At 59.6% G+C, this 13,055-nt stretch carries 13 protein-coding genes and 1 pseudogene; 3 read left to right on the top strand and 11 right to left on the bottom strand.

Going from position 1 to position 13,055, the window contains the following annotated elements; translation table 11 throughout:
• Positions 1–13: 13 nt before the first annotated feature.
• A complete protein-coding gene (locus tag ACTJKS_RS16985; protein WP_262948065.1) occupies positions 14–676 on the bottom strand; it encodes a hypothetical protein in 663 nt (220 codons plus the stop codon).
• A gap of 221 nt (positions 677–897) precedes the next feature.
• Between ACTJKS_RS16985 and ACTJKS_RS16980 the strand changes: the two are divergent.
• The 3 genes and pseudogenes from ACTJKS_RS16980 to ACTJKS_RS16970 form a co-directional block, all read left to right on the top strand.
• Positions 898–1,011, top strand: a pseudogene (locus ACTJKS_RS16980) (DUF6124 family protein); the annotation flags it as partial.
• A gap of 342 nt (positions 1,012–1,353) precedes the next feature.
• On the top strand, positions 1,354–4,299 hold the full coding sequence (locus ACTJKS_RS16975) for a hypothetical protein (protein WP_440828901.1): 2,946 nt from the start codon (positions 1,354–1,356) through the stop codon (positions 4,297–4,299).
• Positions 4,300–4,966: 667 nt separating this feature from the next.
• Complete coding sequence (locus tag ACTJKS_RS16970) at positions 4,967–5,326, top strand: DUF6124 family protein (protein ID WP_262948067.1); 360 nt, start codon at positions 4,967–4,969, stop codon at positions 5,324–5,326.
• 245 nt (positions 5,327–5,571) lie between these two features.
• Here the strand turns inward: ACTJKS_RS16970 and flhB are convergent, their stop codons facing one another.
• From flhB to ACTJKS_RS16920, 10 genes are all read right to left on the bottom strand, one after another.
• Entirely contained in the window at positions 5,572–6,711 is a 1,140-nt protein-coding gene (flhB, locus tag ACTJKS_RS16965) for a flagellar biosynthesis protein FlhB (protein WP_145593039.1), read from the bottom strand.
• A 3-nt stretch (positions 6,712–6,714) separates the two neighbouring features.
• Positions 6,715–7,500, bottom strand: coding sequence for a flagellar biosynthetic protein FliR (gene fliR / locus ACTJKS_RS16960; RefSeq protein ID WP_108182049.1), 786 nt, complete (start codon positions 7,498–7,500; stop codon positions 6,715–6,717).
• A gap of 3 nt (positions 7,501–7,503) precedes the next feature.
• A complete protein-coding gene (fliQ, locus tag ACTJKS_RS16955; protein ID WP_041072975.1) occupies positions 7,504–7,773 on the bottom strand; it encodes a flagellar biosynthesis protein FliQ in 270 nt (89 codons plus the stop codon).
• Positions 7,770–8,528 carry a flagellar type III secretion system pore protein FliP gene (gene fliP, locus ACTJKS_RS16950; protein ID WP_041072977.1) on the bottom strand — a complete coding sequence of 253 codons (759 nt, stop codon included), beginning with the start codon at positions 8,526–8,528 and terminating at the stop codon, positions 7,770–7,772. The genes fliQ and fliP overlap by 4 nt, the downstream gene beginning before the upstream one ends.
• Complete coding sequence (gene fliO, locus ACTJKS_RS16945) at positions 8,528–8,980, bottom strand: flagellar biosynthetic protein FliO (RefSeq protein ID WP_095139378.1); 453 nt, start codon at positions 8,978–8,980, stop codon at positions 8,528–8,530. Before fliO ends, fliP begins: the two co-directional genes overlap by 1 nt.
• Positions 8,981–9,439, bottom strand: coding sequence for a flagellar motor switch protein FliN (gene fliN, locus ACTJKS_RS16940; protein WP_003222891.1), 459 nt, complete (start codon positions 9,437–9,439; stop codon positions 8,981–8,983). It abuts the gene before it with no gap.
• Positions 9,440–9,495: 56 nt separating this feature from the next.
• A complete protein-coding gene (gene fliM / locus ACTJKS_RS16935; RefSeq protein WP_003222890.1) occupies positions 9,496–10,464 on the bottom strand; it encodes a flagellar motor switch protein FliM in 969 nt (322 codons plus the stop codon).
• A 9-nt stretch (positions 10,465–10,473) separates the two neighbouring features.
• Positions 10,474–10,977: a flagellar basal body-associated protein FliL gene (fliL, locus tag ACTJKS_RS16930; RefSeq protein WP_041072981.1), complete on the bottom strand. Its 504-nt coding sequence runs from the start codon at positions 10,975–10,977 to the stop codon at positions 10,474–10,476.
• A gap of 225 nt (positions 10,978–11,202) precedes the next feature.
• Entirely contained in the window at positions 11,203–12,597 is a 1,395-nt protein-coding gene (locus ACTJKS_RS16925) for a flagellar hook-length control protein FliK (protein WP_142580034.1), read from the bottom strand.
• 106 nt (positions 12,598–12,703) lie between these two features.
• Positions 12,704–13,051, bottom strand: coding sequence for an Hpt domain-containing protein (locus ACTJKS_RS16920; protein ID WP_108182047.1), 348 nt, complete (start codon positions 13,049–13,051; stop codon positions 12,704–12,706).
• Positions 13,052–13,055 lie beyond the last annotated feature (4 nt).

The raw sequence follows: 13,055 nt of genomic DNA, 5'->3' as shown, positions 1-13,055 counted from the left end.
AAAAACCGCGCACTCACGGATATCCGGCAGTCAAAATTTGCGCTGGATTAATCGCACCAAGACGCAAATCGCGGCCCACCAGGTAGCGCGTACCCTTACGGATCGGACTCCCTCCCACGTCGACAAACGCCTCCTCAGAATAGCCTAAGGTCACGATTTCCTCAGGCTGATGAAAAGGATCTTCGGGGTATGCCTTCAACACAATCAGTGCCCAGACAAAGTAAATGTCCGGCACATCCTGCGGCTCGATCTCCCCCTCGACCTCCCATCGAAAGTCCTGCCCACCCGTGACCTGTAACTGATCATCAACCATGTGAAATTGTGGTTTGTGATAACGCATCTGCAGGGCAGTGCCATTGCTCCCCCATGTATCGGAGTAGTTATTGGGCGAAGAGAAAACCCTGACCAACTCTTCAACGGTGCCAATGTTGCCAGCGGCACTATTGAATCGGTTGTAGAGACTATGGTGGGCTACCCCGTCCAACCTTGGCTTGATCGCATTGATATACGAATCGAGATAGCCCGGCACATACACATTGCTCATGTGCACGAAATGCGTGAAGTCCAACATCGCCTTAAAAGTGAACGTGCAAGCGATATGATCAGACTCTTTCGCCACCGCCCCGGAAACGAACTCGAACCTCATTCCTTCAAGCTTTCTGTAGTTTTCTGGCATGACCTTCTCCTTGGCGAATATTTAAGACAGGTCAGAAGGCGACTTGCCCGGGAAACCTGCCAAGGAACATGGGATAGCTGAATGCCCTTTGTGTCCACTGTCAGAACTAACAGGTAGAGGCCTTTTTCAGACAGGCGGAAGGTCGCAGTCTTTTGATTTATCAGGAATCGCGTCGCAATGAACACAGATTGGGGGTATCACACAGCCCCCCTGTGGGAGCGGCCTTGCTCGCGAAGAGGTCGCAGCGCAGGACGCTATTGGGCATTGCGCAACTGATCATGCTCGGCGAACTGGCGGTGAATCGGGTGATGAATAATCTGGAGTTGCCGCAGTAACACGGTTCGGTGACAAGCCTTGAATGAGGCGTTGCGGCTGCTGACGTCTTCGCGGGCAAGCCCGCTCCCACAGGTTCGGCGTGTAGGCACAGGTTTGTGATCGACCCCAACCCCTGTGGGAGCGAGCTTGCTCGCGAAGGCGGCCTCACAGCCGATACATGTCTGCAGGCATAAAAAAACCGCCACCTCATTTAACCCGGCTGCGGTTTGTCGCCTCTTTCCCTCAGCCCACATGACCACTTGTCGGAAACCCGCCGGCACCTGTCAGATCTGACAGGTGCCCAATTCCTCCAACGCGCGCTCAATAACTCCGTCACCCAGCCCCCGACCGGAGTTCGCCAGATGTCCAGCCAGCAAACCCCTCAAGCCCTCAGACCTCTGTATTTTCCGGCCCAAGTCACCCTCAACCCCGCCGAACACTATTACGCCGGCATTCCCATCAGAGCCGTGGAGGGCGATCTGCAAGGCGTCATTCCCGCCTGGCTGACCATGTCCGTTGGCGATCATGCCGAAGTGTTCTGGGGCAATGACAGTGCAGCGGTCTGGAGCAAACTCATCGAGAACGCCGCCGAGGTCAACCGGGATGTCAGTTTCACCATTGCCAGGGCCCACGTGTTTGAGGGGGATGCCACGCCAGTTTTCTACCGGATCACGCGCAAGAACCAGACCCCGGAGGACTCGGCCCCCATCCAGACCTTGCTGGTCAAACTCACGCGGCCCGGCGAGTACGATGACATTCCCGGCGATGACGGCCACTCCGATCTCAAGTTCTCCCTCTCCCATGACGAGGTCGATGAGACCCTGCCGCCCGGCGGGGTGACGATGCACATCGTGCCCTACCGCAACCTCACCCGATACGACCGCATTCTCGCCCGCTGGGGCAGCCAGCAAGTGGTGCATGTCGTTACGCCCCAGCAGGCGCAGGACCCGATCGGCAACCCGATCGACGTCGTTTTCAGTCGCGCCGTTATCGAGGCGGCCGGAGACGGAGCGCGCGTGGCGGTGGCTTATCAGGTCATTGATCGCTGCGGCAATTACCCGGACGAGCGTGCGCCGTGGTCGGCGACACATCACCTGTTGGTGGACCTCGGCGGCAATCGGCTGGACGAACCGCAGGTGCTGGTCAACGGCATTCCAACCGTCAGCATCGACCTCGATCAGCTCGGGGAAGACGATGTGAACGCCCGCGTGTATATCACCAAGGATGATTTTGAGGTGGGCGACAAGGTGCTCCTGACCTGGATCGGCACCCCGGCGCAAGGGTCGCAAATCATCGTCGGGCCGCTGGAAAAAGAGGTGTTGTACGTGCCCTTCCAGCTCGATTTCACCATCCCCAACGCGGCCGTCAGAGCCATCGCCAAAGGCGCCGCCTCGGTCGGCTATGTGCGCCGTCGCAGCGGTGAAAGCGACCGCCCTTCGAAAAATCTCAGTGTCACGGTAATTGGCGACATCACTCAGTTGGCCGCCCCTACCGTTGACGAAGCACCGGGCGGGACGTTGCCACCGGAAACCACGTGGGCAACCGTCAACATTCCCTGGTATTCCGGTCGCAACAGCAGTGACCTGATCAACCTGATCTGGTGGGCCCGGACGCCCGGCAACGATACCGTTTATTACGAAGATCCCCGCCCGGTCGGCAACATAGCGGACAATCAGCCCGTCCTGCGCAGCGTGAGCAATGCCGAAATCCAGCGCTTCAACGGCCTGAACGTCAAGGTCTATTACATCGTCACCAACAGCGAAACGGGGCTGTTGAGCGTCCGCGATTCGCTGCCGTTCATGATGCAGGTCGGCGTGCCCTTGCCGGCGTTCGACCGGCCGGAAGTCGAGGGCGCAGATGCCAACGACGTGCTCGACCCGGACAACGTGCCACCCACCGGCGCCACGCTGGTGGTGCCGTACCTCGGCACCCAGGACAAGGATCGCGTGAACTACCGTTGGCGCGGCTCCGCCAGCGGCGGCAGCATCAGTGATCATGTCGACCTGATCCCCGCCACCGCCGGCCGGCCGGTACGCATCACCGTGGATAAAAAATACGTGACCGCCAACCTCAACGGCACGGTGGTCGCGGATTACAGCATTCAGCGCGGCGGCGTGCCGCTAGGGCAATCCCGGGAATTGACATTGCGCATCGGCACGGCGCTGACGGAGCTGCCGCCACCGTTTCTTGTCGCACCGGCCATCGATCCGATTGATGTCCTGGCCTACCCGGAAGGAGTGACGGTACGCATTGAATTTCTTGAAGCATTGAGCGGCGACCGGGCAAGCCTGGAGGAGGTCAATCCACCGCCGGGTTGGCCGCCGTTTCCGCTGGTCGAATTCAACAGCAACAAGCGGGTGAACACGGTGTTGAGCCCGGCGTTTCTTGCGGCGCGGCATGGAAAGGTGATCGAGCTGCGCTGGAGTTTGAATCGCAATGGTAGTCAGGCTGGTCAATCAGGCGCGATCAAGGTGAGCGTGCTGAAAATGGTCGATGAAGACCCTCGTTTCCCAACACCGAATATCGACAGCAACACCAGTAACGAACTGGACGTTCAAGAACTCACGGCCAACGCGCGGATACTCGCGGCGAAATGGCCGTTGTTCGAGCCGGGGCAGCCGATCTGGGTGACGGTTGCAGGTTTTAACAAGAATGGTGACCCCGTCAGCGAGGAAGTAAGGTCGGGAGAGCCTAATGATTCAGTGGATGGCTTATTGGTGGCGGCGCCGATTGAGTGGTTGAAAGAGCTCAAAGAAGGGACGGAGCTGAAGATAGCGTGCGCGGCTGACCTGGAAGGGTCTGCTATCAAAGCTAACGCGGTAACCTTTCCGCTACGCTCCTATAGCATAAAAAACATTTCACCTGATCTACATGAGAACTTTGATGATACCTATACTCGACTCATGACAGTTGGCCAGCGCATCGAGCTCTCGAGCATGACCATTACCTTTGTTTCAGGTAGCGGAGAAATGGGAATTGATGGCTCTCTAGGCCACCCGCCACTCCCCGGCAAACGTAGCGGGCAAGTACTACATCTTGGCTGTCAAGGATCGTACCCACAGAGGTGCAGAATTGATCTCAAATCAACCTATTCAAAAGTAAGTTTTTGGCAAACCTGGGCAGAGACCGGAAACATCACCGCTTTTTTTTACAACACAGCGGGTCAACTGTTGGGAGAAAGAACATTTACTCGTTCGCTTAATGACGCTCATCTCGTCGAATTCAGCGCAATCGGAATAACCAGGATTGATATACAGATCAATGCATCCGACTGGATCGGGCTGGATCACTTTTCATTCTTTCTTTGATCTGCGCAAAGACGGGGTTTCAATGCAGGAAGCCCAGCCTCAGGAATCGCGGCGCAAATCCGGCGGGCTCGGCAAATCATCCTTGAGTGAATCCGGTCGCTTGCCCTTGCCGGCGCGGAACTGGCGAGTAAGAAAAGGGGACGGTTATATTTAACCAGTGATTTAAGCAGCGAGGCTTGATCGAGATTTTTCTGTTGGCCGGAATGGCCGTTTCGCGAGCAAGCTCGCTCCCACAGAGAAACGCCTTCCAAATGTGGGAGCGAGCTTGCTCGCGAAGAGGCCAGTGAAGTCAGCGCACATCGCTATTTTAAACTCGGCCGTTTAAAAGACACCTCCAGACACGCCTCCAAGGCTACACCTCCTTGCGCCATTGCCTACAGCTACGCCAGAATCCGCCGGCTTGTGCGCCTTGGGGTCGGGTTCTATTGTGGATCGGTCGCTGACGAATCAGCGATCGGGTTTAGCGATCCGATACCTTACAGACGCTCAATCCCCAGTCTCAATTGCAGGTTTGTCTATCTGCAATTGGCGTCATGGTGGCTGTGCGCGGGAGACCTTCGGGTCTACCCGGGGTTTCTGTGACCCGGATCGCTAACCTGCGTACAGCCGCCACCTTTACTTGTTTAGCGATGAGCCGTGGCGGCCAAATCAACCACGGAGCTTCACCATGATCAAACCAACACCCAACCCACCCGAAACCGACCCCAACTCCCCCTACGAATCCCTCGATTCGAAAAAACTCCACGATGCCGCCGACCGCGCGCTCGATCACTACCTCTGTGCGCCCGGATCCACCCCACCGCCGCGCAGAACCCGCAGGATGTACGCCGTGACCGCCGACTTCAAAAACGAAGAACTGCTGGCCGATGCCTGCGAAACACTCGCCTCAGCCAGAACCATCGCCAATGACTTCGCCCACCTCATACCGGCCTCGCAGCGCAGGACGCTGCTGGGCATCGCGCAATTGATCATGCTGGGAGAGCTGGCGGTGAATCGGGCGCTGGATAATCTGGAGTTGGCAGGCTAAGAAGGCAGGCAAGAACTGTGGTGAGGGGATTCATCCCCGATCGGCTGCGCAGCAGTCGCGAAACCAGAGCACGCGGTATTCCTGAAAGATCGAAGTCTCAGGTTTTAGGGCCGCTGCGCAGCCCATCGGGGATGAATCCCCTCACCACAATGACGGCGACAGGCGCCGAAATATCATTGGGTCGGGCATAAAAAAACCGCCGCCTCGTCAAACCGGGGCGGCGGTTTTTTTGATCACGGCAAGCGTCAGGAATCGCGGCGCAAATCCGGCGGGATCGGCAAATCGTCCTTGAGTGGATCCGGGCGTTTGCCCTTGCCGGCGCGGTATTGGCGGATCTGGTAGACATAGGCCAGCACCTGGGCGACGGCCAGATAGAGGCCGCCGGGGATTTCCTGTTCCAGCTCGGTGGAGTAGTAGATCGAGCGCGCCAGCCCCGGCGATTCGAGGAGCATGACGTTGTTGGCGACGGCGATTTCGCGGATCTTCAGCGCGAGGAAATCGCTACCCTTGGCCAGCAGGACCGGCGCGCCGCCCTTCTCCGAATCGTACTTGAGCGCCACGGCGTAGTGGGTCGGGTTGGTGATGACCACGTCGGCGTCGGGAATCGCCGCCATCATCCGCCGCTGCGACATCTCGCGCTGGGTCTGGCGGATGCGCTGTTTGACCTCTGGCCGGCCTTCCTGATCCTTGTGCTCGTCGCGCACTTCCTGCTTGGTCATCAGCAGTTTCTTGTGGCTTTCCCAGAGCTGCACCGGCACGTCGACCGCCGCGATGATGATCAGCCCGCAGGCCAGCCACAGCGAACTCCAGCCCACCAGCGTCACGCTGTGAATGATTGCCTGCTCAAGCGGTTCATGGGCGATCCGCAGGAAGTCATCGATGTCGGCCGACAACACCATCAGTGCCACAAACAGCGTGATGATGAACTTGGCCAATGCCTTGACCAGTTCGATCACGGCCTTCATCGAGAACATGCGTTTAAGGCCCGCACCGGGGTTCATCCGGCTGAATTTCGGCGCCATGGAGCCGGCGGCGAACAGCCAGCCGCCGAGGGAGATCGGCCCGATCAATGCGGCCAGCAACAAAGTAATCATGACCGGCTGGATCGCTAACAGGGCGATCTTGCCCGAGACCAGCAGGAAGGTGCCCATGGACTTCTCGTCCATGATCACTTCCCGCGAAAGATTGAAATTGAGGCGCATCAGGTCCATCAATTCCTGCGCCAGCATGCCGCCAAAGATCAGCAGACCACCGGCGCCGGCGAGCATCACCGCGAGGGTGTTGAGCTCTTTGGAGCGGGCAATCTCACCCTTCTCACGGGAGTCCTTTTTGCGTTTCTCCGTGGGGTCTTCTGTTTTGTCCTGACCGCTTTCGCTCTCAGCCATGGCTCAGCGCGCCCGTGCCAGTTCGCGTAGCAACTGCAGGGCCTCGGAGGCCAGCGGTTGATACTGATTGAGGATGTCCGCCAGACCGACCCAGACGATGAACAGACCGAGCACCAGCGTCAGCGGAAAACCGATGGAGAAAATGTTCAGTTGCGGCGCGGCGCGGGTCATCACGCCGAACGCAATGTTGACCACCAGCAGCGCCGTGACCGCCGGCAACACCAGCAACAACGCCGCCCCGAGCACCCAGCCGAGTTTGCCGGCCAACTCCCAGTACTGCGCCGTCATCAAGCCGCCGCCGACCGGCAGCGTTGTGAAGCTCTCGGTGAGCACTTCGAAGACCACCAGATGGCCGTTCATCGACAGGAACAACAAGGTCACCAGCATGGTGAAGAACTGGCCGATGACCGCCACCGAGACGCCGTTGGCCGGGTCGACCATCGAAGCGAAGCCCATACCCATCTGGATCGCGACAATCTGCCCGGCCACGGCAAACGCCTGAAAAAACAGTTGCAGGGAAAACCCCAGCACCGCGCCGACCAGAATCTGCTCGCCAATCAGCAACCAGCCACTGAGCGCCAGCGGACTGACCTCCGGCATCGGCGGCAGTCCCGGGGCAATGCATACGGTGATGGCCACGGCGAAATACAGGCGTATCCGCCGCGACACCAGCGTGGTGCCGAACACCGGCATGACCATCAGCATCGAGGCGACACGAAACAGTGGCAACATGAACGACGCCACCCAGGTACTGATCTGGGTGTCGGTCAGCTGAAGCAGCGATTGCATGGCTCAGCCGATGACCATCGGGATGTTTTTGTAGAGCTGGATGATGTATTCCATGAACGTCTGCACGATCCATGGACCGCCCACAATCAGCGTCACCAGCATCACCAACAGACGCGGCAGGAAGCTCAGGGTCTGTTCGTTGATCTGCGTCGCGGCCTGAAACATCGCCACCAACAAGCCGACCAACAGACTCGGCACCACCAGAATCGCGACCATCAAAGTGGTCAGCCACAGCGCTTCACGAAAGATATCGACCGCAACTTCCGGCGTCATGGCGAGACACCTCCGAAGCTACTGGCCAGAGTGCCGATGATCAGCGCCCAGCCATCCACCAGCACGAACAGCATGATCTTGAACGGCAGCGAAATGATCAGCGGCGAGAGCATCATCATACCCATCGCCATCAGCACGCTCGCGACCACCAGGTCGATGATCAGGAACGGGATGAAGATCATGAAGCCAATCTGGAACGCGGTTTTCAGCTCGGAGGTGACGAACGCCGGCACCAGAATGGTCAGCGGCGCCTGATCCGGGGTGGCGATGTCGGTGCGCTTGGACAGACGCATGAACAGCTCCAGATCGCTGGTGCGGGTCTGCGCGAGCATGAAGTCCTTGATCGGTACCTGGGCCTTTTCCACCGCTTGCTGCGCGGTGAGCTTTTCCGCCAGGTACGGCTGCAGCGCATCGTTGTTCACCCGGTCGAACACCGGGGCCATGATAAACATGGTGAGGAACAGCGCCATGCCGGTGAGGATCTGGTTCGACGGCGTCTGCTGCAGACCGAGGGCCTGACGCAAGATCGAGAAGACGATGATGATCCGGGTAAAACTGGTCATCAGAATCACGGCCGCCGGAATGAAGCTCAGCGCCGTCATGATCAGCAGGATCTGCAGGCTGACCGAGTATTCCTGCGCGCCGTCGGCGTTGGTGCCCAGCGTGATCGCCGGGATCGACAACGGATCGGCGGCGAATGCCAGTGGCGCGGCCAGCATCAGGGCCAGCGTCAAGACGATGCGGAGCGCAGCCATTACTTCTTATCCTTCTGATCCTTGCCGAGAATCTTCAGCAGATGCTGGGCAAATTCCGGGGTCGCTTTTTCGCTACTGCTCGGCACTTGCACCGGCTCTTTGAGCACGTGCAGCGCCGTAATGGTGCCGGGGCTCAAGCCCAACAGAATTTGCTCGTTGCCGACCTGCACCAGCATCAACCGGTCACGCGGACCGAGCGCGCGCGAGCCAATCAGTTCGATCACCTGGCCCTTGCCCGCCGGCCCGGCCTGCTGCACCCGGCGCAGTAGCCAGGCGAGGAAGAAGATCAACCCCAGCACCAGCAACAGACCGAACACCAGTTGCGTCAGTTGCCCGGCCACGCCGCTGTTGACCATCGGCGCGGTGGCAGCGGGCACGGTGGTCGCCGTCGACGGCTCGGCGGCCAGCACGCTCAATGGCAGTGCCAGCAAAGCCCAGAGAAATCGTTTCACTCAGCGCAGCTTCTTGATGCGTTCGCTTGGGCTGATCACGTCGGTCAGGCGGATGCCGAACTTCTCGTTGACCACCACCACTTCGCCGTGCGCGATCAGGGTGCCGTTGACCAGTACGTCCAGCGGCTCGCCGGCCAGACGATCGAGCTCGATCACCGAACCCTGGTTCAGTTGCAGCAGGTTGCGGATGTTGATGTCGGTGCTGCCCACCTCCATCGAGATCGACACCGGGATGTCGAGGATCACGTCGAGGTTCGGGCCATCCAGCGTCACCGGATCGTTGTTCTTCGGCACGCTGCCGAACTCTTCCATCGGCAGACGGTTGGAGCTTGCAGCGCCAGCGTCGGCCGCCAGCAGCGCATCGATGTCAGCCTGGCTGCCATCACCGGTCTCTTCCAGGGCCGCAGCCCATTCGTCGGCCAGTGCCTGATCGTCCTGGGCGTTCATTTCGTCGTTCATCATTTGTCCTCGGCGGGCAACAATTCAGTTAAATGCGTGGGGGTGAGAGCGGCGCTTCAGCGCCGCTCGATCGGCTCGATCACCTGCAACGCGAGGTTGCCTTTGTGCGAGCCCATCTTGACCTTGAAGGCCGGTACGCCGTTGGCGCGCATGATCATGTCTTCCGGCATTTCGACCGGGATCACATCGCCCGGCTGCATGTGCAGGATGTCGCGCAGCTTCAACTGACGGCGGGCCACGGTGGCGCCGATCGGCACGTCGACATCGAGCACGTCCTGACGCAGGGCGTTGACCCAACGCTCGTCCTGATCGTCGAGGTCCGACTGGAAACCGGCGTCGAGCATTTCGCGCACCGGTTCGATCATCGAGTACGGCATGGTCACGTGCAGGTCACCGCCACCGCCGTCGAGTTCGATGTGGAAGGTGGAGACCACAATCGCTTCGCTCGGGCCGACGATGTTGGCCATGGCCGGGTTCACTTCCGAGTTGATGTACTCGAAATTGACTTCCATGATCGCCTGCCAGGCTTCCTTCAGATCGACGAAGGCCTGCTCCAGCACCATGCGCACCACGCGCAGTTCGGTCGGGGTGAATTCACGCCCTTCGATCTTGGCGTGACGGCCGTCGCCGCCAAAGAAATTGTCCACCAGCTTGAACACCAGTTTGGCGTCGAGGATGAACAGTGCGGTACCACGCAACGGTTTGATCTTGACCAGGTTGAGGCTGGTCGGCACGTACAGCGAGTGCACGTATTCGCCGAACTTCATCACCTGTACGCCACCGACGGCAACGTCCGCCGAGCGGCGCAGCATGTTGAACATGCTGATGCGGGTGTAACGGGCAAAACGCTCGTTGATCATTTCCAGGGTCGGCATGCGTCCACGGACGATGCGATCCTGGCTGGTCAGGTCGTAGCTTTTGACACTGCCGGGTTCGGCAGCGTTATCGGTCTGTACCAGACCATCGTCGACGCCATGCAACAGCGCGTCGATTTCATCCTGGGACAGCAGATCCTGCACGGCCATGTCGTGTTCCTACTGCAGTACGAAATTAGTGAAAAGCAACTGTTCGATCACCACTTTGCCCAGCTCTTTCTGCGCCACTTCCTGGACGCTGGCTGTGGCCTTCTGGCGCAGCATCTCCTGGCCGACCGGGGTCGCCAGTGTGGCGAAATCCTGACCGGAGAAGAGCATCACCAGGTTGTTGCGGATCACCGGCATGTGCACTTTGAGCGCGTCCAGATCAGCCTGGTTACGCGCCAGCATGGTGATGCTCACCTGCATGTAGCGCTGACGGCCGTTCTGGTTGTAGTTGGCGACAAACGCCGGCGCCATCGGCTCGAAAATCGCCGGCTGCTTGCCGACCGGCGCGGTCTCGGCCGCGGCGGCAGGCTTGCTCTGAGCGCTGTGCATGAAGTACCAGGTCGCGCCCACGGACACACCGATCGCCAGCAGCAGAGCCACCACGATCAGGATGATCATCTTGAGTTTGCCTTTGGTCGCGGGGTCTTTTACAGCTGCTGCTTCGCTCTTCGCCATGCCAATAATCCGTCACTAATCGGGTTTTCACAGTCGCACGGCAAGGCAAGAGCAAGTGTTATGCCAGAAGTGTCGGAGCGTTGGAGGAGCGAGGTGCATGAATCGATACAAGCCCTGTGGGAGCTGGCTTGCCAGCGATAGCGATTGGTCTGACACATTGGTTTTGAATGTGCCGGCGCCATCGCTGGCAAGCCAGCTCCCACAGGTTTTTGTGGATACTTTGAATCAGGCGTAGTAGTCGACGGCGCTGCTGCCGATCACGCTGGTAGTTTGCGCAGCGGCTTCAGCCACGGCTGCCGGCGTCAGTTCTTCGTCCGCCGAATCCAGACGTCCGCCAGCAGCGCTGGTGCGGCCGCTCTGACCGTGCTGCGCCTGTTCCTGACCCTGCTGACCCTGCCAGCCACGACTCTGGTCGGAGACGTTGACGTCAACCTGGCCCATGCCCTGCTGGGTGAACATGTCACGCAGGCGATGCATCTGACCATCGAGCGCTTCACGCACGCTTGGATGCGCGCTCATGAAGGTCACTTGGGTCTGCTGGTCCGGAACCATGTTCACCCGAATATCCAGACGCCCCAGTTCTGCCGGCTGCAATTGAATATCCGCCGCCTTCAGGTTGGCGCTGGACAGGTACATGACGCGGTTGACGATTTCTTCGGTCCAGCCGCTCTGGTGCATGGCGATCGGTTGATTCACCGGCACCGCGTTCGCGGTTTTCGGCGTAGCCGCCTGAGTCAGCGCCGCCAGACGGTTGGCGAAATCATCGACTCGAGTGTCGCTGGTGGCAGACTTGAGATCTTTCAGGCCATCGTCGATCAGACCGCTGAAGGCTTTCTCGCCGCTTTGACTGGTGCTGTCCTTGTCGGCCTGTACGTCGAGCATGCTGGCCATGCCGGCAGCGAAGTTCTGCGCCGCAGTCAATTCACCGTCGGCCTGAGTCTGGGCCGGCGTAGCTTTGGGTTGCGCCTGACTGCTGGCAGAAATGTGTCCGCCCTGCTCCATCGCCATGCGCACCGCCGGCAGCGAATCGAGTGGATCGGCCGCCGGGTCGAAAGCGCTATCGGTCGATGCCGCCGGGTCTTTGACCACGGCTGGCGCAACGGTTGCAGCCACGACCGGCGTCTCGGCCTTGACCGGCTCCGGTGTTGCAGCGACTGGCGCGGGCACCGCCGGTGCAGTCACCAGCGGTTGCACGGTTTGCACCAGCGCCGGATCCAGCGCCGGATCTACCGGGGGGGTGTCCGCCACTGGCGTCTGCGTGCTGTCAGCGGCAGCCTCGGCGACGGCCTTGTCAGCGGCCGCCTGATCATCGGATGCAGTCGAAGCGGTCTTGTCGGCAGGCAAGGCATTGCCGCTATCGGCAACGGTCTGTTGCGAGGCGGCAGACTTATCCTTGCCGAGATCTTTCTTGTCGCTGTTGTCGGCAACCTTGTCACGTGCCGGTTTCAACGAACTGTCAGTGCCTGGCAGATTTTTTTTCGGGCCTTGATCGGCGAACACCTGAGCGAAGCTTGAGGCCTTGTCCCCGGTGTCTGCAGCCACGACCGGTGCTTTGACAGCAGCGGCTTGCGCCTTGGCCTGGGCGGCAGATTGAAGAAGAACATTGGGGGTCGCAGGCATGACACGGTCTCCGCTGCACTGGGATCGTAGGTACAGTTGACGGGGATTATTGCAAGTGTCGGGCCAGTTTCGTCCGGCGCTGGCGAAAAGCGCCGGACGGCAGGATTCAATGCGTGAGGGCGTGCTGGCGTTCGTCTTCGTAGACAGTTCGCACATCGGCAAATTCGCTGCTGATGTCCGCCACCAGATCGACGATTTCGGCGGGACTTTTGTTTCTGGCGTCCGCCTCGAGCGCCTGACAGAGCGTCGCCAGTCGCACGGCGCCCATGTTGCTGGCGCTGCCCTTGAAACTATGGGCGACCTCGGCCAACACCTTGGCGTCGGCGGTCTTTTGCAATTGATGCAAGCGACTTTCAGAATCGGTCAGGAAGGTATCCAGCAAATCCGGATAGCTGTCTTCCATCACTTCGCGCAACGCATCGAGTACTTCGCGATCCACATGTTGGTCAGTCACTTGT

Source organism: Pseudomonas sp. 22189, assembly GCF_052045635.1.
Taxonomy (GTDB): Bacteria; Pseudomonadota; Gammaproteobacteria; order Pseudomonadales; family Pseudomonadaceae; genus Aquipseudomonas; species Aquipseudomonas parakoreensis.
Note: the sequence above shows the minus strand (reverse complement) of the source record. Positions and strands in the feature narration are given on the sequence as shown.